Origin of the sequence: Actinomadura coerulea, from assembly GCF_014208105.1 — a bacterium.
Classification (GTDB): domain Bacteria; phylum Actinomycetota; class Actinomycetes; order Streptosporangiales; family Streptosporangiaceae; genus Spirillospora; species Spirillospora coerulea.
In genome coordinates this window covers 4,477,765-4,504,489 of the sequence record NZ_JACHMQ010000001.1, presented here as the reverse complement: position 1 = coordinate 4,504,489, position 26,725 = coordinate 4,477,765, and the positions used below count along the sequence as shown (strand labels likewise).

Below are 26,725 nucleotides of genomic sequence, written 5' to 3'. Positions count from 1 at the left end.
GGCCGCAGAGTGATCTTTCCCACGTCCGCCTTGCCTGACCTGCCGCGAAACCTCCACAGAGGGTGAGAACCGCTGCTCGCCGCCCCACCGGCCGGTGCCGGGGCCCGCATCGCCGGCGCCGTCCGGCGTTACGGGGGATATCGCGCCTGGGTGCGAGTTGTGTGGCGCGGGAGCAAAACAGAGGTGCTGTCAATGGCTCCTTGCGACCGTCTCATTACCGTCTGTAGCGTCACCGGTGGCCAAAGGCCGCAACTTCCCCGCAAGACCACGACGAATCGGTGGTGTGGACGTGACGGAACAGCAGCATCAGGAACGGCAGCAACAGGACCACCAGCACAGCCTGAGCACCGCCGCCGCGCGGAACCTGGCGACCACGACCAAGTCCGTCCCGCAGATGCAGGGCATCACGTCGCGGTGGTTGCTGAAGCTGCTTCCCTGGGTGCAGGCGTCCGGCGGCACCTACCGCGTCAACCGGCGGCTCACCTACACGCTGGGCGACGGCCGCGTCACGTTCGTCACGACCGGCGCCGACGTCCGCGTGATCCCGCGCGAGCTCGGCGAGCTGGCCCCGCTGCGCGGCTACGACGACGACCTGACCCTGGACGCCATCGCGGGGCGCTTCACCCAGCAGGAGTTCGCGCCCGGCGACGTCGTCGTCGAGCGGGGGCGCCCGGTCGACCGCGTCGTCCTCGTCGCGCACGGCAAGCTCAGCAAGATCGGCGCGGGCGAGTACGGCTCCGACGCCGTCCTCGGCACGCTCGCGAACGGCGACTTCTTCGGCGAGCAGGCCCTCCTCGGGACCGAGGAGGGCGAGGAGCCGCCGACGTGGGAGCACACCGTCAAGGCGGTGACCACCTGCACGATCCTCAGCATGAGCCAGTCCGACTTCCAGGAGACCCTCGGCCAGTCCTCCTCCCTCCAGGCGCATCTGGAGGAGTACCGGGCGAGCCCGCGCCGCGCGCACAACGCGCACGGCGAGGCGGCGATCGAGGTGGCGTCGGGCCACGACGGCGAGCCCGTCCTGCCGAGCACGTTCGTCGACTACGAGGCGTCCCCCCGCGAGTACGAGCTGAGCGTCGCGCAGACCGTGCTGCGCGTCCACACCCGCGTCGCCGACCTCTACAACCAGCCGATGGACCAGATCGAGCAGCAGCTCAGGCTGACCATCGAGGCGCTGCGCGAGCGCCAGGAGCAGGAGATCGTCAACAACCGCGACTTCGGCCTGCTGCACAACACCGACCTGTCGCAGCGCATCCACACCCGCTCCGGCCCGCCCACCCCCGACGACATGGACGACCTGCTCACCCTCGTCTGGAAGGACCCGGCGTTCTTCCTCGCGCACCCGAAGGCGATCGCCGCGTTCGGCCGCGAGTGCAGCGCCCGCGGCATCTACCCCGACAGCGTCGACGTCGGCGGCCACAAGGTGCCCGGCTGGCGCGGCGTGCCCATCTTCCCGTGCAACAAGATCCCGGTCTCGTCGACGCTGACCAGCTCGATCCTGCTGATGCGGACCGGCGAGGCGGCGCAGGGCGTCGTCGGCCTCCACCAGGTCGGCCTGCCGGACGAGTACCAGCCGGGGCTGTCGGTCCGGTACATGGGCATCGACGACAAGGCGCTCCTCAACTACCTGGTCAGCGCGTACTACTCGGCGGCCGTCCTGGTGCCCGACGCGCTCGGCATGCTGGAGTCGGTCGAGGTCGCGCACGGCGGTGCCGGCGCGTGACGGAGGAACGGCTGGCCCTCTCCACCCGCGCCGCACGCAACCTCGCCTCGACGACCAAGACCGTTCCGCAGACGCAGGGCGTCACCCCGCGGTGGCTGCTGTCGCGACTGCCGTGGGTGGAGGCCTCCGGCGGCGCCTACCGGGTGAACCGCCGGCTCACCTACCGGCTCGGCGACGGGATCGTGACGTTCGTCAACGACGGCGCGGCGATCCGGGTCGTCCCGCCCGAACTGGCCGAGCTGCCGCCGCTGCGCGGCCTGTCCGACCCCGCGATCCTGGACGGTCTCGCCGCGCGGTTCGAGCAGCGCGAGTACGAGCCCGGCGAGGTGATCGCGGAGTCGGGCGGGCCCCTCGACGCGGTCCACCTGATCGCGCACGGCAAGGTCGAGGAGAGCGCCCCCGGCGCCTACGACGCCGCCGGCCGGGTCGGCGTCCGCGACGGCGGCGGCTTCTTCGGCGCCGACGCCCTGCTCGGCGAGCCGGCGGAGTGGGCGCACACGTTCCGCGCGCTCACCCCCGTGATCGTCCTGTCGCTGCCGCGGCGGGCGATCGAGGAGCTGACCGAGCGGTCCGAGGCGCTGCGCGCGCACCTGGAGGCGTACCGGGCCGCGCCGGCCCCGCCGCGGACCAGGCACGGCGAGGCGGCGATCGAGGTGGCGTCCGGGCACGACGGCGAGCCCGTCCTGCCCGGCACGTTCGTCGACTACGAGACCTCGCCCCGCGAGTACGAGCTGGCCGTCACCCAGACGGTCCTGCGCGTCCACTCCCGGGTCGCCGACCTCTACGGCGAGCCGATGGACCAGGTCGAGCAGCAGCTCAGGCTGACGATCGAGGAGATCAGGGAGCGCCAGGAGCACGAACTGGTCAACAACCGCGACTTCGGCCTGCTGCACAACGCGGACCTGCGCCAGCGCATCCAGACCCTCGGGGGCCCGCCGACCCCCGCCGACATGGACGAGCTGCTGGCGCGGCGCCGCAAGACCCGGTTCTTCCTCGCCCACCCGAAGACGATCGCGGCGATCGGCCGGGAGTGCACGCGGCGCGGCGTGTACCCCGCGCCCGTCGAGGTCGAGGGCCGCCGCGCGCACGCCTGGCGCGGCGTCCCGATCCTGCCCTGCGACAAGATCCCGATCTCCGCGACCGGGACCAGCTCGATCCTCGCGCTGCGCACCGGCGAGGACGACCAGGGCGTCGTCGGCCTGCACCGCACCGGGCTGGACGGCGAGGTCCGGCCGGGCCTCACCGTCCGGTTCACCGGCATCGACGACAAGGGGCTGCTGACCTACCTGGTCAGCGCCTACCACTCGGCCGCCGTACTGGTCCCCGACGCCCTCGGCGTCCTGGAGAACGTCGAGATCGCCCGCTGACGAGAGGGGACCCGCCATGCCCGCCTGGAGAGACGACCCGGCCGTGCTCGGCTGCGACCATCAGGCGGAGCCGCGGCACCGCCCCCGCACGGCGGCGGAGGTGCTCACCTGGAGCCGCCGCCTGCTCGACCCCGCGCTGCGCCACGTGGTCGAGACCATGCCGGACGCGTCGCGCTCCACCGCGGGCTTCCACTTCGGCTGGCGCGACGAGCGCGGCCGCCCTGCCGCCGGGGCGGGCGGCAAGGCGATCAGGCCCGCGCTCACGCTGCTGGCCGCGGAGGCGGTCGGCGGGACGGTCCAGGCCGCCCTGCCGGCCGCCGTGGCGGTCGAGCTCGCGCACAACTTCTCCCTCATGCACGACGACGTGATGGACGGCGACCTCACCCGCCGGCACCGCCCCACCGCGTGGGCGGTCTTCGGCGCCAACGCCGCGATCCTGTCCGGGGACGCCCTCCTCGCCGCCGCCTACGAGATCCTCGCCGAGGAGCCCTCCGCGGTGGTCGCCCGGGGCGTGCGCATCCTCGCCCGGGCCGTCCTGGAACTGGTCGAGGGCCAGCGCGCCGACCTGGCGTTCGAGGAGCGCGCCGACGTCACGCTCGACGAGTGCATGGCCATGGCCGCCGGCAAGACCGGCGCGCTGCTCGGCGCCTCGTGCGCGCTCGGCGCCGTGTACGGCGGCGGCACCGCCGGGCAGGTCTCCCGCCTGCGCGTCTTCGGCGAGCGGCTCGGCCTGGCCTTCCAGCTCGTCGACGACCTGCTCGGCATCTGGGGCGAACCCGCGGCCACCGGCAAGCCCGTCCACGCCGACCTGCGCCGCCGCAAGAAGTCGCTGCCCGTCGTCGCGGCCCTCACCTCCGGCAGCGCCGCCGGCGCCGACCTCGCCGCCCTCTACCTGCGCGACGCGCCGCTCACCGACGAGGAGGCGGTCCTCGCCGCCGGCCTCGTCGACGCCGCGGGCGGCCGCGCCTGGGCCGCCGCCCGCGCCGACGAACTCCTCACCGACGCCCTCGGCGACCTCGACGCCGCCGGAGCCGCCCCGGCCGCCGACGCGGAGCTGCGGGCGCTGGCCCGCCTGATGACCCACCGCGACCGCTGACCCCGACCCGCCACCTGCCCGCCCCCCCGCCGCCCGGGGGGCCTTCTCGATCGATCACATGTTCGAGTAGGGTGTCGAGTCGTGCAGGCTCCCGAACACGTCCCGTTCCTGTGCCCGGCCGGGCACAGGCTCGATCCGGGCCGGGTCATCGTCGGCTGGTCGCCGTGCGTCTGCCCGCCCTGCGACCGGCGGGGCCGCGGTCTGCGCGGCCACCGCACCTACCTGTGCCTCGACTGCAAGGACGAGCACGTCACGACGAAGTGCTATCTGCCCCACCACGTCCCGTCCGCGGGCGCGGAGTACCGCTGGCCCTGACCGGCGGGCGGGTCAGCCCTTGATCTGCGTCCAGGCCTGGGCCCAGCGGGAGTAGTCCACGCACTTGCTGCCGCGGTCGTCCCCGCACTCCTTCACGGGGGTCTTCCAGAACGCCAGGCGCTTGTAGAACTCCGGGTCGCCGACGTGGTAGGTCGAGCAGAAGCCCTTGGCGGTGTACCTGCACGCCTTCGGGTTGGCGGGCGCCTCACCGAACCACTGCGCGACCTCCGCCTGCACCTTGGGCATGGTGATCCAGTTCATCCACTGGTACATGCAGGTCGGATGCTGGGCCTTCGAGGAGATCATCCACGTGTCGGACCAGCCGGTCGCGCCCTCGTCGGGGATCGTCGTGGCGACCGGCGCCTTCTCCGCCATGGCCAGGTTCGCGGTCACCTGCCAGGCGGTGCCGGCGTAGTTGTAGCCGCTCTTGAACGACTGGAGTTCGTCCAGGTAGTTGGCCCAGTACTGGTTGACGTTCGGGCGCTGCTGCTTCAGCAGGTCGACCGCGGCGTCGAACTGCTTCTCGTCCAGCTCGTAGACGTCGTTGATCTTCAGATCGGGGCGGTGCGCCTTCAGGTAGAGCGCGGCGTCGGCGATGTAGATGGGGGAGTCGTAGGCGACGACGTGCCCGGCGGCGGGGGACTCCTTGTCCCACACCACGCTCCACGACGTCGGACGCTGCGTGATCTTGTCCGTACGGTACATCAGCATATTGGCGCCGTAGCCGTGCGGGACGCCGTACATGCGCCCGGCGGCGGAGTTGTACGGCTGGTTCTTCAGGTACCCGGCGATGTCGTTCCAGTTGCTGAGCAGGCGGGTGTTGACGGGCGCGACCGTCCCGCCGTAGATGAGCCGCAGGCTCGCGTCGCCGGACGCCGACACGCCGTCGTACCTCCCGCTCTTCATGAGCGCGACCATCGAGTCGGAGGTGTCGGCGACCTTCGTGTAGACCTTGCAGCCGGTCGCCTTCGTGAACGGTTTGACCCAGTCGACCTTCGGGTCGTTCGAGCCGTTCTCGGCGTATCCGGCCCAGGCGACGAGGTCGAGCCGGCCCTCCGGGGTGCCGAGTTCCTGCAGCGTGGGGACGTCGGGCGGCGCGGAGGTCCCGCCGGAGTCGCCGCTGCAGGAGCCGGTCAGCACCGTCGCGACCAGCGCCCCCGTAGCGAGCAGGGTCCGGCGGACGCGGGCCGGTGAGCGCACGGTCGTCGTCGCTTCTGGGGTACGAGCCATCACGCTGAGGCATCGTAGGGGTATTTTGGGCTGTCCGTCGCCACAAAACGTGATGATCTGGAAACTGTCGACACATGGTGGTGGACCGTCCTAGGCTCTCCTGACGTTCCGCGCGAGCCGCTCCGCGCGTAGTCGATGCCAGCCGTCCGACCGAGTGAAGGTTCTGCCGCAGTGCCAAATCGAGGCCGCACAACGGACTCGTCCGCCGGACACCGGCGGGCTCCCAAGGCCGCGCGTTTCCGCTCCATCCGCTTCAAAGTCGTCCTGATGGTCACCGTCTCGGTGGTCTCCCTCGGCGTGCTGTGGGCGTTCGCCGCGAGCATCGCGCTCGGAGAGGGGCTCAACCTCCGCCACGTCAAGACAGTCCAGGACCACTACGGCTACCCGTCGGGCGCGCTCGGCAGCGCGCTGCAGGCCGAACGCCGGCTGTCGATGGTGTACCTCGGCGGCCGCGCGGAGGGCGACCGCGCCGCCATGGAGTCAGGCCGCCTGGTCACCGACCGGCAGGCCGACCTGTTCCGCCGGCTCGCCAGGTCCGAGGCCGTCGAGGGCGCCGCCCCGAAGGACGCCCGGCGCATCGCCGGCAAGATCCTCATCGAGCTGGACGGGCTGGAGGACCGGCGCCGCGCCATCGACGCCGGCCGCCTGGACCGGGCCCGCGCGTTCGCCGACTACACGGCGCTGCTCGGCGACGTGGGAGCGCTGCAGGGCTCCCTCGCCACGCTGGACAACTCCGAGGTCGCCAAGGACGCCCGCAACGAGGCGTCGCTGACCCGGGCCCGCGAGGTCCTCGCGCAGGAGGACGCGCTGCTGGCCGGCGCGCTCGCCGCCGGCAGGATCACGGCCGGCGAGCACGCCCAGTACGTCAAGCTCGTCGGGACGCAGCGCACCCTGTACACCTACACGGCGGCCGAGCTGCGCTCGCCCGACCAGTCCTACTACGAGCGCATCGTCGGCATGCCCGAGTACGCCCGGCTCCGCGCGCTGGAGGACCGCTTCGTCGCCTCGCCCCGGCTGGTCAACGCCACCGGCGCCGCCGGCGCGCTGTGGAAGACCACCGCCGACTCCAACCTCACCCGGCTCCGCGGGCTCGAACTGTCGGTGTCGGCGGGCGCCGAGAAGCGCGCCCAGCCGATCTCCGAGGGCATCATCACCCGCGTCGTCCTCGCGGGCGCGCTCGGGCTGGTCGCGGTCGTCGCCACCCTCGTCCTCGCGGTGTGGGTCGCCCGGTCCGTCATCCGCGAGCTGCGCCGGCTGCGCCGCGAGGCGATCGACCTGGCCGACGTCCGGCTGCCCGGCGTCATCCGCCGGCTGCGCCGCGGCGAGGAGGTCGACGTGGCCGCGGAGGCGCCGCCGCTGGCGTTCGGGACCCGCGAGATCGACCAGGTCGGCGAGGCGTTCAACGCCGCCCGCCGCACCGCGATCCAGAGCGCCGTCGAGGAGGCGACGCTGCGCCGCAACGTCAGCGACGTGTTCGTCAACCTCGCCCGCCGCAGCCAGACGCTGCTGCACCGCCAGCTCAAGCTGCTGGACTCGATGGAGCGGCGCATCGAGACCCCCGACGACCTGGAGGACCTGTTCCGGGTCGACCACCTCGCCACCCGCATGCGCCGGCACGCCGAGGGCCTGATCATCCTGTCCGGGCAGGCGCCCGGCCGCGGCTGGCGCAGCCCCGTCGCGATCGTGGACGTCGCCCGCGCCGCGGCGTCCGAGGTCGAGGACTACACCCGCGTCAACGTCGCCCCGATGACCCGCGCCGCGATCGTCGGCCCCGCCGTCGCCGACGTCATCCACCTGCTCGCCGAGCTGATCGAGAACGCCGCGACGTTCTCGCCGCCGCACACGACCGTCCAGGTGCAGGGGCAGGCCGTCTCGCACGGCTTCACGCTGGAGGTCGAGGACCGCGGCCTCAGCATGGACGAGCCCAGCCTCGCCGCCGCCAACGAGCGGCTCGCCACCGCCGCCGAGTTCGACCTGTCCGACAGCGCGCAGCTCGGCCTGTTCGTCGTCGGCCGGCTGGCCCGCCGGCACAACATCAAGGTCACCCTGCGGACGTCCCCCTACGGCGGCATGACCGCGATCGTGCTGCTGCCCGAGGAGCTCGTCGTCCCCGACGAGGGCGAACCGGTGCGGAGCGCGCCCGCCCTGACCACCCGCCGCGCCGAGGACGCGCTCGTCCCCGTCGGCACGGTCGTGAGCGGCGGCGCCAGCGTCCGCAGCGGCCCGCAGCCGGTGCTGGACGAGGGCGGGTCCGTGCTGCACCTGCCGTCCGGACGGCACGCGGCGCCCTCCGCGGTCCCGTCGCCACCGCCCTCTCCGGAGCCGCTCGCCCAGCCGGCGCAGCCCGTTCGCCCGTTCATCCCCCCGGCCGCCGCCGTCCCCCAGCCCGGGGAGCCGCGCTCGGAACCGGACGCGCTGACGGGGCCCATCCCGGTGTTCGAGGAGCCGATCCAGGGCCCGGCGCCGACGCCCCGCGCGGCCCCGTCGCCGTGGGGCGACCCGCCCGAACCGGAACCCGAACCCGAGCCCGATCTCGCGCCGGCGCCGCCCCCGCCGAGCGTTCCGCGCTCGCCCCGCGAGGTGCGGCGGCGTCCCCCGGGCAAGTCGCCCGGCGCCGACCGGCCCTCGTTGCCGAAGCGGGTCAGGCAGGAGAACATGGCCTCCCAGCTGCGCGAGGAGAACTCCGCCCCGGCCGCTCCCGCGCCCACCGCCCGCGCCGACCGGTCGCCCGAGCAGCTGCGGTCGATGATGTCGTCCATCCAGCAGGGCACCCGGCGCGGCCGCGCCGAGTCCCTCGACACCGAGGAATCGTGACGGACCATGACCGGTCCTGGCAGCGAATGGCTCGATGACGAGGCCGGCCCGATCGTGCGGTCGTACGCGCTCACCCGCGGGCGCGCCAGGCCCGCGACCGGCGAGGCCTTCGACATGATCACGATAATCTCGACCGCGGCGCGGCCGCGGTCGGGCTCACCCGGCATCGGTCCCGAGCATCTCGACATCCTGGAGATGTGCCTGCAACCGCTGCCGGTGGCCGAGGTCGCGGCGCGGGTCGGGCTGCCGCTCGTCGTCGTGCGGGTGCTGCTCGGCGATCTGCTCCACCACCGGCTCATCACCGCCACCCGTCCCCAACAGGAGAGCGCGCTCTCCAAGGAACGTCTGCTGAGGGAAGTGCTCCATGGTCTTCAAGCCCTCTGAGAACGCCGGTGCGGCCGCCGGAGGGAGCGCGGGGCCGTCCCCCGAGGGGGTCGGTCCGGCGACCCCGGTCGCGGTGAAGATCCTCGTCGCCGGAGGCTTCGGCGTCGGCAAGACCACGCTCGTCGGCTCCGTCAGCGAGATCCGCCCGCTGCAGACCGAGGAGCTGCTCACCGACCGGGGCGTCGGCGTCGACGACACCGAGGGCGTCGAGCAGAAGACCACCACCACGGTCGCGATGGACTTCGGCCGCATCACGATCCGCGACGGCCTCGTGCTCTACCTGTTCGGCACGCCCGGCCAGGACCGGTTCTGGTTCATGTGGGACGAGCTGTCCTTCGGGGCGCTCGGCGCGGTCGTCCTCGCCGACACCCGCCGCCTCTCGGACTGCTTCCCCGCCGTCGACTACTTCGAGAACCGGGGCCTTCCGTTCGTCATCGCGGTGAACCGCTTCGACGACGGCTACGACTACGCGCCCGACGAGATCCGGGAGGCGCTCGACCTCAGCGAGGGCACCCCGGTCGTGATGTGCGACGTACGGGAGCGCACGTCCGGCAAGGACGTGCTGACGGCGCTGGTCAAGTACCTGCTGACGGTGCACGAGGGGGCGACGCGGGCGGACGCCCCGGCGCTGTAGGCTGCCGGACGAGATGAACCGGACACGCGCGCGGCTCTCGGACGGCCGCGAGATCGTCTACTACGACGAGGCCCCCGGCCGGGCCCCCGTCGCGGACCCGCGCGGCCTGCCGCCGGTCGAGCCGGTGTGCGAGGTCCGCCGCGACCCGCTGACCGGCGACCACGTCACGATCACCGGGCACCGCAACACGCGGACGTTCCTGCCGCCCGCCGACCAGTGCCCGCTGTGCCCGGGCGGCCCGGCCTCGGAGATCCCGGACCCGTCCTACGACGTCGCCGTGTTCGAGAACCGCTTCCCGTCCTTCGACGTCCGCACCCCGCCCGTGCCGCCCTCGATCGGCGGTGCGGGCTCGTTCGACGGGGTGGAACGGTCCCGTGGCGCCGGGCGCTGCGAGGTCGTGTGCTTCACCGACGACCACTCCGCCTCGATGGCGCTGCTGCCCGTCTCCCGCGTCCGGACGGTCGTCGACGCGTGGGCCGACCGCACCGCCGAGCTGTCGGAGATCCCCGGCGTCGCGCAGGTGTTCGCGTTCGAGAACCGCGGCGTCGAGATCGGCGTGACCCTGCACCACCCGCACGGCCAGATCTACGCCTACCCGTTCCTCACCCCCCGCACCGAGCGGATGCTGGCGTCCGCCGCCGCGAACCCCGGCCTGTTCGGCGACGTCCTGAAGGCCGAGCGCGCCGGCGGCCGCGTCGTGCTGTCCGGCGAGCACTGGACGGCCTACGTCCCCGCGGCCGCCCGCTGGCCGGTCGAGGTGCACCTGACGCCGCACCGCCACGTCCCCGACATGGCCGCCCTCGACACGGGGGAGCGCGACGAGCTGGCCGTCCTCTACCGCGACCTGCTGCGCCGCTGCGACGCCCTCTACGGCGCCCCGCTGCCCTACGTCGCGGGCTGGCACCAGGCGCCGGTCGGCGAGGGCCGCGACCTGCTCCGCCTGCACCTGGAGCTCTTCTCCATCCGGCGCGCCGCCGACAAGATCAAGTACCTGGCGGGCTCGGAGTCGGGCATGGCCGCCTGGATCAACGACGTGCCGCCGGAGGACGTCGCCGCGCGACTGCGCGCCCTCGCTTGACTCGGACTTGACCTTCCCGATTTCCCGACTGTCTGGAACGATCTCCGCCGCGTGGCCTACGCTCCGACGCATGCCGGAAAGCGTGCTGGCGGGCCCGTTGGCGCGAGGGTCCTTCGACGGCGTGGCCGCCACCGCCGAGCGCCCGTCGCTGGCGTTCGCCTCCCGAGTCGGGCAGGGCGTGAACACCGGCCAGGCGTGGGACCTGGCCTCCGGCGCGCCGCTCGGCCCGCCGATCCCCGGCTTCCCCGCCGACCGGGCCGACTGGGCGTTCGGGCTCCCCGCCGGGTCGCCGACCGTCGCCTGGACGCACCGCGACCGCCTCCACGTCCACGACCTCGGCACGGGCGGCGAACTCACTCTGGACGCCCAGCCCGACCTGGTGGGCCTCACCGTCCACCACGGCCGCGGCGCCGTCGTCGCCGTCTTCGGCCCCGCGAACGACGCCCAGGTCGCCGTGTGGGACGCGCTCACGGGCGACCGCCTCGCCGACTTCCGCCTCTGGCTCGGCCACCGCAGCGCCATCGGCCGCCGGCTCCTGCACGCGGCGCCCGCGGCCGGCGCCCTCGCCGGCCTGACCGGCGACTCCGCGGTCACGCTCCTCGACCTCGAACGCGGCGAGGAGATCGCCACAGCCCCCTCCGGGGCCCGGCCCCCCGCCATGGCGCTGGCGCCGTCCCCGGACGGCCTCGTCCTCCTCAGCACGGCCCCCGAGGGCCTGGGCGTGCACGGCCTGGACGGCGACCGCCTCGCGACCCTGGCCACTCCGGCCCCCTGCGACCAGGTGGCCGCGGCCTTGGTCGACGGTCACCTCCTGGTGGCCGCCGCCCTCCAGGACGCCCCCGACACCCTCCTCGCCTGGAACGCCGCCGCCCCGGCCCCGTCCCACCGCATCCGGCTCCCGTCCCCCGCCAACGACCTGGCCCTGGCCCCCGACGGCACCCTCCTGGCCGCCACAGACACCGCCCTCTACACGGCTCCCTTGAGCACATGAGAAAGGGCCGGGCGGCCGGCCCGGCCCCGAAGGCGAGGAAAGGGCACCGCCGGCGCCCGTCGGGCGCCGGCGGCGGGGGTGGGACGTCTAGATCGTTGATGGGAAATATCGGTGCTGGTCAGTGGTCGTAGGCGATCAGGGAGCGTTTGACGGGTGCGTCGATGAGCCAGTTGTGCCAGATGGCGGCGTTGAGGGCGCAGATGCGCTGGCAGACGCGGGTCCACAGGCCTTCGGTGGTGCGGGCGGCGTGGCGTTCCAGGCCGAGCTGGTTCTTCAGTGTCCAGATGACCGCCTCGATGCGCTGGCGCAGCCAGCCGGGGAACACCGCCACCGGCGGATCGGGCTCGTCGGCGCGTGGCGGCCGGATCAGCACATGGCCCAGGTCGGCGGCGGCCTTTTCCACTCCGGCGCCGGCGAACCCCTTGTCGCACACGATCGGGCATGGTCCTGGTGCGGGCGGCTGGACGTGCAGCAGGTGGATCGCCTGCAGCCGTTCGTCCAGTTCCTTGGGGTGGGCCAGGCTGAAGGCGCACACCGCGCCCTCGGCGGTGGTGACCAGCATCAGCTTGGCGCCCCAGTAGAAGGCGTGGTGGGACTTGTCCATGCCGTAGCCGGCGATCTCGCCCAGGCCCGAGCGGTGCACGGTGGTACGCGAGGCGCCGCAGCGCACCGGGGTGCCGTCCATCAGCCGCAGCCGCTCATGCCAGGAGGGCGTCTGACGGACCAGCCACGCCGCCGCGGCCAGCAGCAGCGGGGCGGCACCGCGCAGATGCCGGTTGTATTCGGACTGGCAGGGAAGACGCGGGAACAGGTGACCGATCCGGGCCGGGGCCAGGCGCAGCCACCGGTGCTCGGCATCGCATCCCAGCAGGACCTGCGCGACGGCCACGCAGACCAGCTCGGCATCGCTCAGCAGCCGGGCACGGCCCCGCCGCCGCTGTCGCCGCGAAGGCAGGACGTGATCGTCCAGATGAACGTAGAGTGCGGTCAGAAGGGCGTCCAAGTCAGTCTTCACACACCGACCATGGGCGCCCTTCGCCGTGTCCGCACCCAGTTCAACGATTTCCCATCAACGATCTAGCGGTTCGCGAACTTGTACTGGATGGCCGCTTCCTTCGGGGTGAGGGGGCGGTCGAGGAACATCAGGCCGTCCATGCGGCAGTTGCAGGGGTTCTTCTCGGCGGTGTTCTGCGGGTAGCTGCCGCCGATCTTGATGCCGCGGGGGTCCGTGGCGGACGTGAGGTCGGGCTCGGGGGCGCCTTCGAGGCCCCACGGGTCCCCGGCCGTGGTGTAGAAGCCGTCCAGCGGCACTCCGTCCTTGTAGAGCGCCATCTCGCCGGCGTCGTAGTCGAACGTCGCGGCGAGGTGCACCCAGGTGTTCTGGGGGAGGACGCTCTGCCAGTCCTCGCTCGCCGCGAACGTCTGCGACTTCGAGCCGTCCACGCGGCGGCCCAGCGCGACGACGTGCAGCTTGCCGGAGACCTCGATGATCTCCAGCAGGGCGCGCACGGCGTGGCCGTCGGAGTCGCCGGTGAGCAGGCCGGACAGGCCGATCGCGTTGTAGACGTCGCTCGGGTTGGACGTCTCGGTGTTGGGGCTCGGGTTCGTCCCGGTCATCTTGAACCAGCCCGCGAGGGTCGCGCCCTTGGCGGAGCTGAACGCGCGCAGGGACGGGACGCCGGACGCGGAGTAGATCCCCGCCTTCCAGTCGTCGTTGCCCTTCGCGGACGGGTTGACCTGCCCGAGCTGGATGGCGTGCCGGCGCTCGCCGTCCCGCACCCGCATGGCCGCGCCACCGTTGATGAGGTTGATCGTGGTTCCGGAGCGTCCGCCGTCGGCCTCGCGGGACGGGTCGCCCGGGACGGGGTGCTCGAAGTCGTAGTAGGAGACCAGGTTCTGCCTGAGCGGCGGGAAGACGCCGCCGGTCGAGGCGCCGGCCGGGGCTGCGGTGACACAGAGGGAGGCGCCCAGCAGCGCGGTGGTGAGTGCGGCGGTGCCGCGGCGAATCATCATGTCGACTCCTTGGGGCCCTCCGGGCGGGCGGCGGCTCGCGTCGCCCGCCCGGAGAGGCCGTTACTGCGCCGAGGTTCCGCGGACCGTCAGGTCGCGGAGCCGGCCGATGTTGTCGAACGAGCCGAAGCCCACCCGGCCGGAGCCGAGGGTCTTGTCGAGGGCCGTGAAGACGGGCTTGGACGCCCCGTCCACGTACACGGCGATCTCTCCGGTGTCCGCGCGGCGGTCCACCCGGACACGGTGCCACGCCTCGTCGGTGATGGCGGGCGGGGCCCCGTGCGACCGGTTGGCGTTCCACTGCTGGTCGATGCGCAGCCGGTCGGCGCCGTTCACCAGGAAGATCCCGTTGTGCGGGTAGATGGTGTTGTCGCTGGACAGGTGCGCGTAGTAGAAGTGCGTGTCGTCCTGGTAGCCGAAGACGACGATCACGTCCCGGTTGCTGACCGACACCGGCGTGTCGAGCCGCACCTTCGCGTCGATCCGCGTCGAGGTGAGCGCGGGGCCCTTGTTCAGCACCGCGTACTCGAACGGTCGGCGCGGCCCGGGGCGCTGCTCGCCGGCCTCGGCCAGGACCACCTGGTCGCCGGGGAACCGCCACTTGGACGGCGTGACGGGCGTCCAGCTCCCGGCGTCCATCGCGTTCCCGACGCGGACCGGGCCGGCCGCGCCGGACGCGACCCGCTTCGTCCCGACGACCTTCCAGATCTTGCCGTTGGCCTTGGCGAGCAGGTAGGGCTCGCCCTTGCCGTCCGACCCGTACCGCAGGTCGACGCGCTTGTCGCCGGCCAGCTCCTGCATCGTGACGGGCCTGCCGGAGGTGTCGTAGGCCGCCAGGTCGTAGATCTGGGCGCGGTTGGTGCCGGTCGAGTCGTGCTTCATCTCCGACTCTTCGGTGTACATGAGCCGGCCGCTCACGATGTCGGTGAACAGGTACTTGCCGCGCAGCGCGGGCAGTCGCGCGCCGCGGTACACGTAGCCGCCGGAGATGGCGCGGCCGACGTCGCTGGAGCAGTTCCAGTCGGCGGGCGGGTCGTGGTCGTAGGCCGCGAGCGGGTACTCGTAGTCGTACTTGGCGTCGTCGGCCGGCAGCGGGTACAGGTGGCAGCGGTCGTCCTTGCGGAACGTGAACGCGCCCTCCCGCTCGCTCCATCCGATGTTCGCGCCCGGGTAGAGCTCGTGGATCGACTCGATCTCGTGCTCGCCGATGTGCGCGAGGAACAGCCGGTGCGCGCCGCCGGTGTCCCAGCTGAACCGGTGCGGGTCGCGCATGCCGTAGGCGTAGATCTCGCCGAGCCTGCCGGCCTGCCCGGCGAACGGGTTGTCGGCCGGAACGCCGTACCTGCCGTTGGCGCTGTCGTTCCCGGCGGGGTCGATCCGCAGGATCTTGCCCTGCGGGACGCCGAGGTTCTGCGGGTCGCCGCCGTTGTCGCCGACGTTGCCGTTGCCGCCGTCGCCGACCGACAGGTAGAGCTTGCCGTAGTCGGCGTCGCCCTGACGGGCGTTCGGGTTGAAGTCGATCTGCTGGAGGTTGTGGATGCGCCCCGCGAACCCGATGCGCAGGATCTCGCGGTGCGTCCCGGAGAAGGTCTCGGCCTTCGGGTCCTTGGCCGTCCACTCGTCGACGACGCCGTGGTAGCCGGTCTTCGGCTGCGCGGTGAGGTCGGGCGTCTTGGTCTTGAGCGCCTCGCCCGCCTCGACGTGCGTGGTGTAGAACTTCCCGTTCTTCCGGAAGTCAGGGTGGAACGCGACGAATCCGAAGCCCTGTCCGAGTCCGGCCTGGGAGAAGAAGTCGGGCGCGAACGTGGCGGCGACGTCCAGGTAGACGCGGGGGGTGCGGGTCTTCTTGTCGAGCATGTACAGGTTGCCGTTCAGGTCCGGCACGTACAGGCGGCCCGAGTTGTCGGGGACCTCACCGACGTAGTTGATGCGGTTCCACCGCAGCAGCCGCGGGTCGGTGGGGGTGCCCGTCGGCGTCGACTTCGGCAGCTGCGCGACCTCCTGGAGGACGAGGCCGAGGCCGGACGGGGCGGGGTCTTCGGGGATCGGGTCGAGGATCGGGGCGTCGTCCCGGGCCAGCGCCGCGGGCGGGACGCTGAGCAGCGGCAGCAGGAGCGCCGCGATCGTGAGGAGACACCAGCTGAGCTTACTTCGCATTCCAGCCGTCCTAGGGTGGGGATCGGTGGCAGGAAAGCGCTTTCTGGAAGCGCTTTCCAGAAGGTACGACCGGGCCCGCCCGACGTCAAGGACGAATTTCGGGCCAGCCGGATGTGGACATCTCGTCCCGTCCGCTCCGGCGGAACCAGGCGTGGACCAGCGTCGCGGCCGTGGAGACGACCAGACCGGCGGGGGCGGCGGCCGCATGCCCGGCCAGGGTCAGCGCCACGGCCACCGCCGCGCCGGGCGCCCAGATCCACGTCGCCACGGGCCGCCCCGCGCGCCCGCGCCGCCTCCGCCCGAACTCCGCCGCCATCGGCGGAACGAGCGCCGGCAGCGCGGCCGCCAGCACCGTCAGCCATTCGAGCAGCATCCGGTCGACCCGGAGCGCCGCGAGCACCGCCCCCGGCACCGCGATCGCCAGCACCGCCGCGGCCCGCCGCCCGGCGCCGCCCGCCCGGCCGGGGCCGGGCGGGCCGGGGAGGAAGCGGCCGGCGGCCAGGGCGCCGGAGTGCACGGCGGCGAGGGTCGGGGCGATGACCGACGCCGCGACGAACAGGTTCGCGGCCGGGAGCCCGTCCGGGCCGGCGAGGACCGCGACCACATCGGTGGAGCCGCTGGCCGCCGCGACCCCGGCGCCGACGACGGAGGCCGCCAGGGCGGGGACGACCAGGAGCGCGACGCAGGCCGCGAGGTCCCGGCGGCCGCGCAGGCCGACGGTGAAGTCGGGGGCCCGCACGGCGAACACCGACACGTACCCGATGTATCCGGCGAGGTCCGCGGCGAGGACGCCGGGCGGCCCGTCGCGCGCGAACGAGACCGGCGGCGCGGGCGGCGCGAGCCGCACCGCGACGATGCCGATCAGCGCGACCGCGGTGAGGGTGGTGGCGACCGCGACCGCGTTCCACCGGCCGCCGCCCGCGACCAGCAGCGCGACCGTGGGGACGGTCAGCACCGCGACCCCGGCCGCGTCCGGGACGCCGCCGAGCGCCGCGGCGGCCGCCCCGCCGAGGCCGACGTTGAACCCGAACCAGCCGACCATCGCGACCGCGAGCAGCGCGGTAGAGGCGCGCTCGGCGACCGGGGCGAGGTAGCGGGGCGCGAGGTCGGCCATGCCGGCGTTCTCCCCGGCCGGCTCCCGCAGGCCGAGACGTCCCTGCGCGGCGAGCAGCGCGGCCATGACGACCCCGCCGACCACCAGGACCGGGACGGGAAGCGCGCCGCCGTGCCGCCCGCCGACCTGCGCCCCGAGGACGAGCGCGCCCGGCGCCGTCCCGATCCCGAGCCACGCCCCGGCCGCCGCCCGCCACGTCCGCCCGCCGCCGGGGCCGGACGCGCGCGGGCGCGCCGGAGCGGACCTCACGCCCCGTCTTCCCTGGAGACGGGGTCGTCGTGGACGTGCTCCTCGTAGCGGGCCATCGTGAGGGCGAGGGCCTCGGGGCCCGGCATGGCCCACAGCGCGTCGTTGAAGATCTCCACCTCGATCGGGCCGGTGTAGCCGGTGGCGTCCACCGCCTCGCGGAAGCGGCGCAGTTCGACGTGCCCGTCGCCGAGCATGCCGCGCCCGGTGAGGACGTTCTCGGGCAGCGGAGTGACCCAGTCGGCGACCTGGAACAGCGAGATCCTGCCCTCGGCGCCCGCGCGGGCGATGCCGTCCCACACCGCCGGGTCCCACCACAGGTGGTAGGTGTCGACCATGACGCCCACCTGCGAGGACGGGAACGGCGCCGCGAGGTCGAGCGCCTGCCCGAGGGTGGAGACGACGCACCGGTCCGAGCAGAACATCGGGTGCAGCGGCTCGATCGCGAGCTGGACGCCGTGCTCACCCGCGTAGGGCGCGAGCTCGGCCAGGACGTCGGCGACGCGCGAGCGCGCCCCGTCCAGGTCGCGGGACCCGTCCGGAAGGCCGCCGCTGACCAGGCACAGGGCGGGCGCGCCCAGCTCGGCCGCCTCCTCGACGGCGCGGCGGTTGTTCTCCAGCGCGTCCGGCTCCTGGAAGAAGCCGCCCCGGCAGAGGGACGTGACCGCCAGCCCGTGGTCGCGCATGAGCCTGCCGGTGCGGACAAGGCCGTACTCGGCGACGGGCTCGCGCCACAGCCCGACGCCTGTCACCCCGGCGGACGCGCAGCCGGCGGCCAGTTCCTCCAGTGGCCAGTGCCTGGTCGTCCACTGGTTGAGGCTGAACCTCTTCACGCGCCCCCCTCCGTCACGCGGACCTCCATCACGCGGCTCCCCATCACTCGGCTCCCTGGACGGTCAGCCATGCGCGCATCCGGTGCGCCGCGAGGTCGGGGTCGGGGAAGAGGCCGGCGGCGTCGGCGAGCCGGAAGAGGCCGGCCATGTGCGTCACCGATCGCGCGGTCTCCAGCCCGCCGACCATCCGGAAATGCCGCTGGTGGCCGGTCAGCCAGGCCAGGAACACCACTCCCGTCTTGTAGTAGTAGGTGGGGGTCTCGAAGAGGTGCCGGGCCAGCGGCACCGTGGGGCCGAAGATCTCCTCGTAGGACGCGGTGTCGCCGCCGTCGAGCGCGTGCAGGGCCGCGGCGGCGGCGGGCGCGATGGGGTCGAAGACGCCGAGCAGCGCGTCGCTGTGCCCCTCGGCGTCGCCCCGGATCAGCTCCGGGTAGTTGAAGTCGTCCCCGGTGTAGAGGCGGACCCCGGCCGGCAGCCGGCGGCGCAGGTCGATCTCCCGTGCCGCGTCCAGCAGCGAGATCTTCACTCCGTCGATCCTGGACGCGTGCTCGCCGATCAGGGCGAGCAGCGCGCCGGACGCCACGTCCAGGTCGGCCGAGCCCCAGTAGCCCTCCAGCGCCGGGTCGAACATCGGGCCCAGCCAGTGCAGCACGACCGGCCGGCTGACCTGGGCCAGCAGTCGCCCGTACACGGCGGCGTAGTCCTCCGGGCCGCTCGCCGCGGCGGCCAGGTGCCGGCTCGCCATCAGCACCGGCACCGCGCCGACGGACTCGATGACGGCGAGCTGCTCCTCGTAGGCGGCGGCGATCTCCTCCAGCGACGCGGGCCCCGCGGGCAGCTGGTCGGTGCCCGCCCCGCAGACGATCCGGCCCCCTGCTGAAAGCGCTTCCTCACCGCTCCGCACGATGAGCTCGCGGGTCGTCGCCCAGTCCAGGCCCATGCCGCGCTGGGCGGTGTCCATGGCCTCGGCGACGCCCAGCCCGTAGGACCACAGGTGCCGGCGGAACGCCAGCGTCGCGTCCCAGTCCAGCTCCACGCCCCCGGCCGCACCGCCCCCGGCCGCCCCGGCCACCACGTGCGCGGCCGCGTACGCGACGCGGGACGCGGCCGGCCCGGCGGGCGGCTTGTAGGTGCGCGGCTCGCTCATCGCGTGGCCGGGCGCCCCGGGCAGGTCGATCCTCATCGGGTCAGCTCCGGGACGTCGAGGCGGCGGCCCTCCCGCCACGCCCGCAGGCCCAGCTCGGCGAGCTGGACGCCGCGCGCTCCGGCGTAGAAGTCCCACGGGAAGGGGCCGTCGTCGGCGACGTGGCGCAGGAACATCTCCCACTGGGTCTTGAAGCCGTTGTCGAACTCGGTGTTGTCGGGGATCTCCTGCCACTGGGAGCGGAAGTCCTCGGTGGCGGGCAGGTCGGGGTTCCACACCGGCTTCGGCGTCATCGAGCGGTGCTGGACGCGGCAGCGCCGCAGCCCCGCGACCGCCGACCCCTCCGTGCCGTCGACCTGGAACTCCACCAGCTCGTCGCGGAACACCCGGGTGGCCCACGAGGAGTTGATCTGGGCGACGATCCCGCCCTCCAGCTCGAAGATCCCGTAGGCGGCGTCGTCGGCGGTGGCCTCGTAGGGCTTGCCGTGCTCGTCCACCCGCTCGCCGATGTGCGTCGCGCCCAGCGCCTGCACCGACCGCACCGGCGCGATCACCCCGTCCAGCACGTACCGCCAGTGGCAGAACATGTCCAGGATGATGCCGCCGCCGTCCTCGGCGCGGTAGTTCCAGCTGGGCCGCTGGGCCTCCTGCCAGTCGCCCTCGAACACCCAGTACCCGAACTCGCCGCGCACCGACAGGATCCGGCCGAAGAACCCGCCGTCCACCAGCCGCTTGAGCTTGAGGAGCCCCGGCAGGAACAGCTTGTCCTGCACCACGCCGTGCTTGATACCGGCCTCGTCGGCCAGGCGTGCCAGGGCGAGCGCCTCGTCGAGGTCCTCGGAGATGGGCTTCTCCGTGTAGACGTGCTTGCCCGCGGCCACCGCCGCGCGGATCGCCTCGACCCGCGCCGAGGTGACCTGGGCGTCGAAGTAGACCTCGGTGTCCGGACGCGCCAGCGCCTCGGCCAGGTCGGTCGTCCACGCCGTCAGCCCGTGCCGTTCGGCCAGTTCGCGCAGCTTGGTCTCGCTGCGTCCCACCAGCACCGGCTCCGGCCACAGCACGGTGCCCTCGGCCGTGCGGACCCCGCCCTGCTCCCTGATCGCGAGGATCGAGCGCAGAAGATGCTGGCGGTACCCCATCCGGCCGGTGACGCCGTTCATGACGATCCCGATGGACCTGCGTGCCATCCCGTTCCTTCCTAGCCTGTCGTGTGTGTCCAGTGCGGCGCGCCCTCCGGCGCGCCGAGCGGTGCGCGCCGGTCGGTTGCGCTTCAGTCGGTGCGCGCCGTCCGGTGCGCGCCGGTCAGTCGGCCGCGGCGCCCGCGCCGAGGAGCCCCCGGATGCGGTTGGTGACGCGGGCGAACTCCGGGCGGGCCATCGTGGCGGCGTAGTCGCGCTCCGCGGGCAGGTCGACGTCGATGATCTCGGCGATCGACCCCGGCCTGTCGGTCATCACCACGACGCGGTTGGCCAGGTAGGCGGCCTCCGCGATGGAGTGCGTGACCAGCAGGACGGTCGTGCCCGTCTCCCGCCAGATCCGGTTCATCTCGATGTTGAGCTGCTCGCGGGTGAGGGCGTCGAGGGCGCCGAACGGCTCGTCCATCAGCAGGACGCGCGGCTCGTGCAGCAGCGCCCGGCACAGCGCCACCCGCTGCTGCATGCCGCCCGAGAGCTCGTGCGGCAGCGCGTCCTCGAAGCCCTTCAGGCCGGTCATCTCGATCAGCTCGGCGGTCCGCCTGCGCGCCAGCTCGGCCGGCATCTTGCGCATCTCCGCCTGGAGCAGGATGTTCTTGCGGGCGCTGCGCCACTCCAGCAGCGCGGCCCGCTGGAACACGTAGCCGATGTCGGGGCGCGGTCCGTCGACCTTGTCGCCGCGCAGCCGCACGTTCCCGGTCGAGGGCTTCAGCAGCCCCGCGACCAGCTTCAGCATCGTGGACTTGCCGCACCCGGACGGGCCGACGATCGCGACGAACTCGCCCATCGGGACGTCCAGCGACACCTCGCGCAGGGCGGTGACGTCGCGCTTGCGGGTGCGGAACCGGACGGCGACCTCGTCGAGGCTGACGGCGTTCTCCGTGCCGGCCTCCCGGCCGGTGCCCGGCTTCGCGGTGGCTTTCTCGCTCATGATCCTCATCGCTCCTCCCGTCACGTCTGCGGAGCGGCCGACGCCTGCCAGTACTCCGACGGCGCCTGCGCCTTGCCGATGACCCCGGCCTGCTGGAAGGTGGCGATCGTCTGCTTCCAGTCGTCCTCGGAGTTGACGCCCGGCGCCTTGCCCTGCGTCGCGGGGGTGTGCAGCAGCGTCAGCGTGGTCTTGAACTGCTCGGTGAGCACCTTCTCGGGCGGCAGCTGCTCGGACGCGCCCGCCATGCTCGCGACCGCGCCCGCCTGGTCGCCCTCCGCGGCCGTCCACGACTCGCTCGTCGCCGCGACCATCTCCTTGACGAGCCCCGCGTCGCTCTTCAGCTTCCGCTCGCCGGCCAGCAGGCCGTTGGAGAAGAAGTTCAGCCCGAAGTCGGAGTACCGCAGGTACGAGACCTCCTTGCCGGACTTGGCGGCCATCGTCGGGCCCTGGTCGTTCGCGAAGCCCATGAGCCCCTGGGTCTTGCCGGCCAGCACCGCGGCCATCTTCCCGGCCGGGTCGGTGTTCTGGACGGGGACGTCGCTCGCGCTCATCCCGTTCTTCTGCAGGAACACCGGGAAGGTGCGCGCCAGCGCGTCGCCGGCCGTCCCCGCGATCTTCTTGCCCTTCAGGTCGGCGGGCTTCTTGATCCCGGCCGAGGTGAACGACTGCACGGACGCGGGCGTCGTCTGCAGGAACACGCCGATGCTCTTGACCGGCATGCCCTTGTCGACGGCGGCGAGCAGCGCGGGCGTGTCGGCCCAGCCGAAGTCGGTCTGCCCGGCGCCGGTGGCCTGGACGGTCTTCTGCGAGCCCTGGCCCGCCTTGATCTCCAGGTCGATGCCGTGCTTTTCGAAGATGCCCTTCTTCTTGCCGTAGTAGAACGGCGCGTGCTCGCCGTAGGGGTACCAGTTCAGGGTCAGCGTGACCTTGGTCAGCTTCTTGCCCGAGGCGCTCGTGCTGTCGCCCGAGTCACCGCCGCAGGCGGTGCCGGCGAGTGCCAGTGCCGGCGCCATGACGGCGATGGCGAAGGTGCGGAGTTTCATAGGACGGCCCTCCGTAAAGGGGTGGGTTGTGCTCGGCCGTTGGACTGTCGGGGCGTCCCGTCCGGCGGATTCCGGGCGGGCGGTTGGGGTGGCGGGGGGCGCGTTGACGCACTGCCTGGCGACGCCGTCAGTAGGTCGTGGTGACGGCATCGCCGCGGCGGCTCGCGTGCCACGGCAGCAGCAGCTTCTCCGCGACCTCGACGACGACGAACAGCACGACGCCGATGGCCGACATGACCAGCAGCCCGGCGAACAGCATCGGGGTGTCGAGATTGCCGTTGGCCTGCAGGATCACGTAGCCGAGCCCCTCGTTCGCGCCGACGAACTCGCCGACCACGGCGCCGGTGACGGCCAGGGTGACCGCCACCTTCAGGCCGGAGAACAGGTGCGGGAGCGACGCCGGCAGCCGGATCTTGGAGAACGTGGCCATCGGGCTCGCGCCCATCGTGGCCGACAGCTGGAGCATCTCCGGATCCACCGCCTTCAGCCCGGCGACCATCGAGATCACCACCGGGAAGAAGGCGATCAGCACCGCCACGACGATCTTGGGACCGATGCCGAAGCCGAGCCACACCACGAACAGCGGAGCGATCGCGATCTTCGGGACGACCTGCGCGAACAGCAGGATCGGGTAGAGGGTGCGCTCGACCGTGGACGAGTACACCATGAGCACCGCGGACGCCACACCGATGAGCACCGCGAGCGCGAAGCCGATCAGGGTCTCGTACGTGGTGACCCACGTGTGGTGCCAGATGTAGCCCCACTTGTCGCCCATCAGCCGCAGCGTCGCGCCGGGCGAGGGGACGAGGTAGGCCTCCACCAGCTTGAAGGCGCTGATCGCCCACCACGCGGCGAAGCAGGCCACCAGCAGGGCGACGGGCCGCCACGACCGTTCCAGGCCGTCGCGGATCCGTTCGCCCGCGCCGGGCCTGGCGCGTTCCACGACGCCCGCCGCGTCCGCCGAGGGCGGGGCGGCCGTCGTACCCTGACTCACCATGGGTTCCTCCGGACGGGGTGGTTTGGAAAGCGCGTTCAGAAAGCGCTTTCTGATGTACCGTAAGAAGCGGCGCGCGCCGCGGTCAAGAGGGTCTTCGTCAGGAACCCGCCGCGAGGGCCCGCGCCGGCCGAGGGGGCGGTGATGACGGAAGCGGCCGAAGAGGAGCGCGCCGGCGACCGGGCGTACGTGACCCTGCAGGACGTCGCGAAGGAGGCGAGCGTCTCGCTGGCCACCGCGTCCCGCGTCCTGAACGGTACCTCACAGGTCCGTGCCGACCTGCGGGAACGCGTCCTGGCCGCGGCGGCCGAGCTGAGCTACACCCCCAACGCGCACGCCCAGGCGCTCGCCAGCTCCTCCAGCAAGTCGGTCGGGGTCGTCTGCCACGACGTCAGCGACCCGTACTTCGCCGCCATCGCCCGCGGCGTCATGCGCACCGCCGCCGAGCACGGGATGCTGGTGATGCTCGCCAGCACGTTCCGCGACCCGGCGCGCGAGGTCGAGTACGTGGCGATGCTGCGCGCCCAGCGGGCCCGCGCGATCCTGCTCATCGGCTCCGGCTTCGAGGACCGCGACTGGGAGCGGGCGATGGCCGCCGAGCTCGACCCCTACCAGCGCACCGGCGGCCGTGTCGCCGTCCTCAGCCGGCACCGCAGCCTCAAGGTCGACGCCATCCTGCCGCAGAACCGGGAGGGCGCCGCCGCCCTGGCCCGCGCCCTGCTCGACCTCGGCCACCGGAGCTTCGGCGTCCTGACCGGCCCCCGCGCGCTGACGACCGTCCACGACCGGCTCGGCGGGTTCACCGAGGCGCTCGCCGACGCGGGCGTCCGGGTCTCGCCCGAGCACATCGTCGAGGCCCCCTTCACCCGCGACGGCGGCTACCGGGCGGCGACCGAGCTGCTCCGCCGCGAGAACCGTCCGACCTGCGTGTTCGCCGTCACGGACGTGATGGCGGTCGGCGCGCTCGCCGCGCTGCGCGACAACGGCGTGTTAGTGCCGGAGGAGATGTCGCTCGCGGGATTCGACGACATCTCGATCGTCCGCGACCTGACCCCGGCGCTCACCACCGTCGCGCTGCCGCTGAACGCGATGGGCGAGCGCGTCATGGGCCTGGCCCTGCGCGAGCCCGCCACCCGCCGCAGCCGCATCGAGCGCGTCGCGGGCGAGGTGGTGCTGCGCGGCAGCACCGCACCGCCCGGCTGACCCGCGGGCGCCCGCTTCCCGGAGGCGTGAAATGAAGATCGAGAAAATCGAGACGTTCTGCGTCGCGCTGCCCACCCGGCGCTCGTTCGGGGTGTCGGGCGGCGCGGTCGCCGTCGCCGGGCGGCCCAGCCTGCGCGTCCTCGTGAAGGTCAGCGCCGAGGGCGCGCACGGGTGGGGTGAGGCGACCCCCATCCCGGCCTGGACGTACGAGACCGCCGAGTCCATCGTCACCACGATCGACCGGTACCTCGCGCCCGCGATCACCGGCCGTCCCGCCTGGGACCTCGACGGCGTGACGTCCGCCTTCGACCGCGCGATCAACCGGGGCTTCAGCATCGGCGCGCCCCTGGCCAAGTCGGCCGTGGACGTCGCCCTGCACGACCTCCTCGGCCGCGCCGCCGGGGTCCCGCTGGGGGTCATGTGGGGCCGGCGCCGCCGCGAGACGATCGACCTCGGGTGGATCGTCTCCGGCCGGTCCGCCGCCGAGGTCGCCGACAGCGTCGCCGAGGGCCGCGGCCTGGGATACCGCGCCTTCAAGGTCAAGGTCGGCATGGGCCCCGAGGACGCCGAGGTCGTGGAGGCCGTCCGCCTGCACGCGGGCGACGACGCGGCGCTCTGGGTGGACGCGAACCAGGGCTACACCGTCCGCTCGGCCCTCACGCTGGCGCGCCGTCTGGAGGACCTCGGCGTGACCGCGTTCGAGCAGCCCCTCCCGGCCAACGACATCGCGGGCCTGCGCCGCCTCCGCGACCTCTGCCCGATCCCGGTCGCCCTCGACGAGAGCCTCCGCCACCCGTCCGACCTGGCGACCTTCGTCCGCCTCGACGCGGTCGACGTCGCCATCGCGAAGGTCCAGCGCACCGGCGGACTGACCCTGTCGCGGCGCCTGTGCTCCCTCGCCGAGGACTGCGGCGTCGCGCTGATGGGCTCCGGCCTCACCGACTCCGACCTCGGCCTCGCCGCGTCCCTGCACCTCTTCTCGGCCTTCGGCGTCGACACCCCGGTCGACCTCAACGGCCGCCAGTTCATCGAGTCCCCGTACGCGGGGCCGACCGTGGAGATCCGCGACGGCACCGCCCGCGTCCCCGACGCCCCCGGCCTCGGCGTCGAGGTGGACGAGCAGACCGTCCGCGACCTGGCGGTCAACGTCCTGTAGCCCGTCCCCGATCGACGCGGTCCTTCCTCGCCCGCCCGTCCGTAGGACTCCGCCACGCTCATCCACCGGGCCTCGAACGCGAAGAACCCGCCCGGGGGCCGGGCGGGTTCTCATCTATCGGCCGGAAGGCCGTCAGTGCGCGGCGAGCTCGTCCTCGGACACATCGGCCTCCGCGGAGCGCTCGGAGTCCGGTTCCGCGGGCCGCCATTCGGGCCACGCGTCGATCTTGGTGCGCCGGGGGTTCGCCAGGGCGTTGTCCATTGTTACCGCAGTCCTCCTGTTCAGGGCCGGGCCGGATCAATAGATGGTCCCGGCGAGATGCCGGGTCCGCAAAATGGTCTAGACCGCGGTTCCCACCCAGGTCCGCGGCAAACCTCATAACAACGCCAATCGATCATCCATTCCCGGCGGAAACCGGATGGACCGCGGCGGCCGTCCCTGGCACGCTCTCACCCATGGACGTCGCCGAGCTGACCCGCCTCCAGGAGCAGGGCACGCGCCTGAGGTTCCTGTTCTTCTGGGGCCACCAGACCCCAGGTCGCGGGTACCTCAGCCAGTGGTGGCCGTCGCCCTTCGCCGTCGGCGGCGTCACCTACGCCACCGCCGAGCACTACATGATGGCGGAAAAGGCCCGCCTCTTCGGCGACGACGAAACGGCCGCCGCCGTCATCGCCGCGTCCCATCCCCGCCGCGCGAAAGACCTCGGCCGCCGTGTCCGCGACTTCGACGAGCAGGCCTGGCGCGACAATCGTGTGACCATTGTCACAAAGGCCAACGAGGCCAAGTTCGCCCAGAACAAAGATCTTCGCGACTATCTTGCCGGCACCCGGGACCGCGTCCTCGTGGAGGCGAGCCCCCTCGACCGCGTCTGGGGCATAGGCATGACCGCCGACGACCCCCGCGCCGAGGACCCCGCCTCCTGGCAGGGCGAGAACCTCCTGGGCTTCGCCCTGATGACCGTCCGCGAAACGCTGTCCTCCTGACCGGACGCCTGCCTCCATCTCACCGCGGCCGTCGCGGAAACGGCAACAAAGTTTGCCGTCCGCTCCACGGAGAGGGCACCGTCCGC

The 26,725-nt window shown here is 72.9% G+C and carries 24 protein-coding genes; 12 read left to right on the top strand and 12 right to left on the bottom strand.

Annotated elements, in window-relative coordinates; genetic code table 11:
• Positions 1–289: 289 nt before the first annotated feature.
• The 4 genes from BKA00_RS20575 (at position 290) to BKA00_RS20560 (ending at position 4,501) form a co-directional block, all read left to right on the top strand.
• Positions 290–1,723 (top strand): family 2B encapsulin nanocompartment shell protein, encoded by a 1,434-nt coding sequence (locus BKA00_RS20575; protein ID WP_230299334.1) that lies wholly within the window; start codon positions 290–292, stop codon positions 1,721–1,723.
• On the top strand, positions 1,720–3,090 hold the full coding sequence (locus tag BKA00_RS20570) for a family 2B encapsulin nanocompartment shell protein (RefSeq protein WP_185027353.1): 1,371 nt from the start codon (positions 1,720–1,722) through the stop codon (positions 3,088–3,090). Before BKA00_RS20575 ends, BKA00_RS20570 begins: the two co-directional genes overlap by 4 nt.
• 16 nt (positions 3,091–3,106) lie before the next feature.
• On the top strand, positions 3,107–4,186 hold the full coding sequence (locus BKA00_RS20565; protein ID WP_185027351.1) for a family 2 encapsulin nanocompartment cargo protein polyprenyl transferase: 1,080 nt from the start codon (positions 3,107–3,109) through the stop codon (positions 4,184–4,186).
• A gap of 81 nt (positions 4,187–4,267) precedes the next feature.
• Positions 4,268–4,501, top strand: coding sequence for a hypothetical protein (locus BKA00_RS20560; RefSeq protein WP_185027349.1), 234 nt, complete (start codon positions 4,268–4,270; stop codon positions 4,499–4,501).
• A gap of 12 nt (positions 4,502–4,513) precedes the next feature.
• Here the strand turns inward: BKA00_RS20560 and BKA00_RS20555 are convergent, their stop codons facing one another.
• Complete coding sequence (locus tag BKA00_RS20555) at positions 4,514–5,731, bottom strand: ABC transporter substrate-binding protein (RefSeq protein WP_185034534.1); 1,218 nt, start codon at positions 5,729–5,731, stop codon at positions 4,514–4,516.
• Between the two features lie 267 nt (positions 5,732–5,998).
• Here BKA00_RS20555 and BKA00_RS20550 point away from each other — a divergent pair, with 267 nt between their 5' ends.
• The 5 genes from BKA00_RS20550 (at position 5,999) to BKA00_RS20530 (ending at position 11,632) form a co-directional block, all read left to right on the top strand.
• Positions 5,999–8,545, top strand: a complete 2,547-nt coding sequence (locus BKA00_RS20550) for a nitrate- and nitrite sensing domain-containing protein (RefSeq protein ID WP_185027347.1) — start codon at positions 5,999–6,001, stop codon at positions 8,543–8,545.
• 6 nt (positions 8,546–8,551) lie between these two features.
• A complete protein-coding gene (locus BKA00_RS20545) occupies positions 8,552–8,929 on the top strand; it encodes a DUF742 domain-containing protein (RefSeq protein ID WP_185027345.1) in 378 nt (125 codons plus the stop codon).
• Positions 8,910–9,563, top strand: a complete 654-nt coding sequence (locus tag BKA00_RS20540) for a GTP-binding protein (protein ID WP_185027343.1) — start codon at positions 8,910–8,912, stop codon at positions 9,561–9,563. The genes BKA00_RS20545 and BKA00_RS20540 overlap by 20 nt, the downstream gene beginning before the upstream one ends.
• Before the next feature lie 13 nt (positions 9,564–9,576).
• A complete protein-coding gene (gene galT, locus BKA00_RS20535; protein WP_185027341.1) occupies positions 9,577–10,641 on the top strand; it encodes a galactose-1-phosphate uridylyltransferase in 1,065 nt (354 codons plus the stop codon).
• A gap of 70 nt (positions 10,642–10,711) precedes the next feature.
• Positions 10,712–11,632 (top strand): WD40 repeat domain-containing protein, encoded by a 921-nt coding sequence (locus BKA00_RS20530; protein ID WP_185027339.1) that lies wholly within the window; start codon positions 10,712–10,714, stop codon positions 11,630–11,632.
• 118 nt (positions 11,633–11,750) lie between these two features.
• Here BKA00_RS20530 and BKA00_RS20525 read toward each other — a convergent pair whose 3' ends face one another.
• The 10 genes from BKA00_RS20525 to BKA00_RS20480 form a co-directional block, all read right to left on the bottom strand.
• The gene (locus BKA00_RS20525; protein ID WP_185027337.1) at positions 11,751–12,647 is read right to left on the bottom strand and encodes a hypothetical protein; all 897 of its coding nucleotides are present in this window, start codon (positions 12,645–12,647) and stop codon (positions 11,751–11,753) included.
• A 62-nt stretch (positions 12,648–12,709) separates the two neighbouring features.
• Positions 12,710–13,645: a LamG domain-containing protein gene (locus tag BKA00_RS20520; RefSeq protein WP_230298576.1), complete on the bottom strand. Its 936-nt coding sequence runs from the start codon at positions 13,643–13,645 to the stop codon at positions 12,710–12,712.
• 60 nt (positions 13,646–13,705) lie between these two features.
• The gene (locus BKA00_RS20515) at positions 13,706–15,799 is read right to left on the bottom strand and encodes a PQQ-dependent sugar dehydrogenase (protein WP_185027335.1); all 2,094 of its coding nucleotides are present in this window, start codon (positions 15,797–15,799) and stop codon (positions 13,706–13,708) included.
• Positions 15,800–15,884: 85 nt separating this feature from the next.
• On the bottom strand, positions 15,885–17,162 hold the full coding sequence (locus BKA00_RS20510; protein WP_185027333.1) for a purine-cytosine permease family protein: 1,278 nt from the start codon (positions 17,160–17,162) through the stop codon (positions 15,885–15,887).
• Positions 17,159–17,992 carry a sugar phosphate isomerase/epimerase family protein gene (locus tag BKA00_RS20505; protein ID WP_185027331.1) on the bottom strand — a complete coding sequence of 278 codons (834 nt, stop codon included), beginning with the start codon at positions 17,990–17,992 and terminating at the stop codon, positions 17,159–17,161. Before BKA00_RS20505 ends, BKA00_RS20510 begins: the two co-directional genes overlap by 4 nt.
• Positions 17,993–18,035: 43 nt before the next feature.
• Positions 18,036–19,175 carry a dihydrodipicolinate synthase family protein gene (locus BKA00_RS20500; RefSeq protein ID WP_185027329.1) on the bottom strand — a complete coding sequence of 380 codons (1,140 nt, stop codon included), beginning with the start codon at positions 19,173–19,175 and terminating at the stop codon, positions 18,036–18,038.
• A complete protein-coding gene (locus tag BKA00_RS20495; RefSeq protein WP_185027327.1) occupies positions 19,172–20,323 on the bottom strand; it encodes a Gfo/Idh/MocA family protein in 1,152 nt (383 codons plus the stop codon). The genes BKA00_RS20500 and BKA00_RS20495 overlap by 4 nt, the downstream gene beginning before the upstream one ends.
• 115 nt (positions 20,324–20,438) lie before the next feature.
• Positions 20,439–21,260 (bottom strand): ABC transporter ATP-binding protein, encoded by an 822-nt coding sequence (locus BKA00_RS20490; RefSeq protein WP_230298575.1) that lies wholly within the window; start codon positions 21,258–21,260, stop codon positions 20,439–20,441.
• 20 nt (positions 21,261–21,280) lie between these two features.
• Positions 21,281–22,303: an ABC transporter substrate-binding protein gene (locus BKA00_RS20485; protein ID WP_185027323.1), complete on the bottom strand. Its 1,023-nt coding sequence runs from the start codon at positions 22,301–22,303 to the stop codon at positions 21,281–21,283.
• 127 nt (positions 22,304–22,430) lie between these two features.
• Positions 22,431–23,300, bottom strand: a complete 870-nt coding sequence (locus BKA00_RS20480; RefSeq protein ID WP_179837099.1) for an ABC transporter permease — start codon at positions 23,298–23,300, stop codon at positions 22,431–22,433.
• 141 nt (positions 23,301–23,441) lie between these two features.
• Here BKA00_RS20480 and BKA00_RS20475 point away from each other — a divergent pair, with 141 nt between their 5' ends.
• On the top strand, positions 23,442–24,500 hold the full coding sequence (locus BKA00_RS20475; RefSeq protein ID WP_185027321.1) for a LacI family DNA-binding transcriptional regulator: 1,059 nt from the start codon (positions 23,442–23,444) through the stop codon (positions 24,498–24,500).
• Between the two features lie 31 nt (positions 24,501–24,531).
• Positions 24,532–25,656 carry a mandelate racemase/muconate lactonizing enzyme family protein gene (locus BKA00_RS20470; protein ID WP_185027319.1) on the top strand — a complete coding sequence of 375 codons (1,125 nt, stop codon included), beginning with the start codon at positions 24,532–24,534 and terminating at the stop codon, positions 25,654–25,656.
• A gap of 132 nt (positions 25,657–25,788) precedes the next feature.
• On the opposite strand, the gene BKA00_RS39945 is transcribed toward BKA00_RS20470, so the two are convergent.
• Entirely contained in the window at positions 25,789–25,917 is a 129-nt protein-coding gene (locus tag BKA00_RS39945; RefSeq protein ID WP_268248199.1) for a hypothetical protein, read from the bottom strand.
• Between the two features lie 194 nt (positions 25,918–26,111).
• On the opposite strand from BKA00_RS39945, the gene BKA00_RS20465 reads away from it, so the two are divergent.
• Complete coding sequence (locus tag BKA00_RS20465) at positions 26,112–26,639, top strand: NADAR family protein (RefSeq protein ID WP_185027317.1); 528 nt, start codon at positions 26,112–26,114, stop codon at positions 26,637–26,639.
• Positions 26,640–26,725: the final 86 nt, after the last annotated feature.

Bases quoted from the DNA above. Each gene is read 5' to 3' on its own strand.
- BKA00_RS20565 (WP_185027351.1), top strand. From the start codon at position 3,107: ATGCCCGCCTGGAGAGACGACCCGGCCGTGCTCGGCTGCGACCATCAG.
- BKA00_RS20555 (WP_185034534.1), bottom strand. From the start codon at position 5,731: ATGGCTCGTACCCCAGAAGCGACGACGACCGTGCGCTCACCGGCCCGC.
- BKA00_RS20550 (WP_185027347.1), top strand. From the start codon at position 5,999: ATGGTCACCGTCTCGGTGGTCTCCCTCGGCGTGCTGTGGGCGTTCGCC.
- BKA00_RS20545 (WP_185027345.1), top strand. From the start codon at position 8,552: ATGACCGGTCCTGGCAGCGAATGGCTCGATGACGAGGCCGGCCCGATC.
- BKA00_RS20540 (WP_185027343.1), top strand. From the start codon at position 8,910: ATGGTCTTCAAGCCCTCTGAGAACGCCGGTGCGGCCGCCGGAGGGAGC.
- galT (WP_185027341.1), top strand. From the start codon at position 9,577: ATGAACCGGACACGCGCGCGGCTCTCGGACGGCCGCGAGATCGTCTAC.
- BKA00_RS20530 (WP_185027339.1), top strand. From the start codon at position 10,712: ATGCCGGAAAGCGTGCTGGCGGGCCCGTTGGCGCGAGGGTCCTTCGAC.
- BKA00_RS20520 (WP_230298576.1), bottom strand. From the start codon at position 13,645: ATGATGATTCGCCGCGGCACCGCCGCACTCACCACCGCGCTGCTGGGC.
- BKA00_RS20515 (WP_185027335.1), bottom strand. From the start codon at position 15,799: ATGCGAAGTAAGCTCAGCTGGTGTCTCCTCACGATCGCGGCGCTCCTG.
- BKA00_RS20500 (WP_185027329.1), bottom strand. From the start codon at position 19,175: ATGAGGATCGACCTGCCCGGGGCGCCCGGCCACGCGATGAGCGAGCCG.
- BKA00_RS20495 (WP_185027327.1), bottom strand. From the start codon at position 20,323: ATGGCACGCAGGTCCATCGGGATCGTCATGAACGGCGTCACCGGCCGG.
- BKA00_RS20490 (WP_230298575.1), bottom strand. From the start codon at position 21,260: ATGAGCGAGAAAGCCACCGCGAAGCCGGGCACCGGCCGGGAGGCCGGC.
- BKA00_RS20485 (WP_185027323.1), bottom strand. From the start codon at position 22,303: ATGAAACTCCGCACCTTCGCCATCGCCGTCATGGCGCCGGCACTGGCA.
- BKA00_RS20480 (WP_179837099.1), bottom strand. From the start codon at position 23,300: ATGGTGAGTCAGGGTACGACGGCCGCCCCGCCCTCGGCGGACGCGGCG.
- BKA00_RS20475 (WP_185027321.1), top strand. From the start codon at position 23,442: ATGACGGAAGCGGCCGAAGAGGAGCGCGCCGGCGACCGGGCGTACGTG.
- BKA00_RS20470 (WP_185027319.1), top strand. From the start codon at position 24,532: ATGAAGATCGAGAAAATCGAGACGTTCTGCGTCGCGCTGCCCACCCGG.
- BKA00_RS39945 (WP_268248199.1), bottom strand. From the start codon at position 25,917: ATGGACAACGCCCTGGCGAACCCCCGGCGCACCAAGATCGACGCGTGG.
- BKA00_RS20465 (WP_185027317.1), top strand. From the start codon at position 26,112: ATGGACGTCGCCGAGCTGACCCGCCTCCAGGAGCAGGGCACGCGCCTG.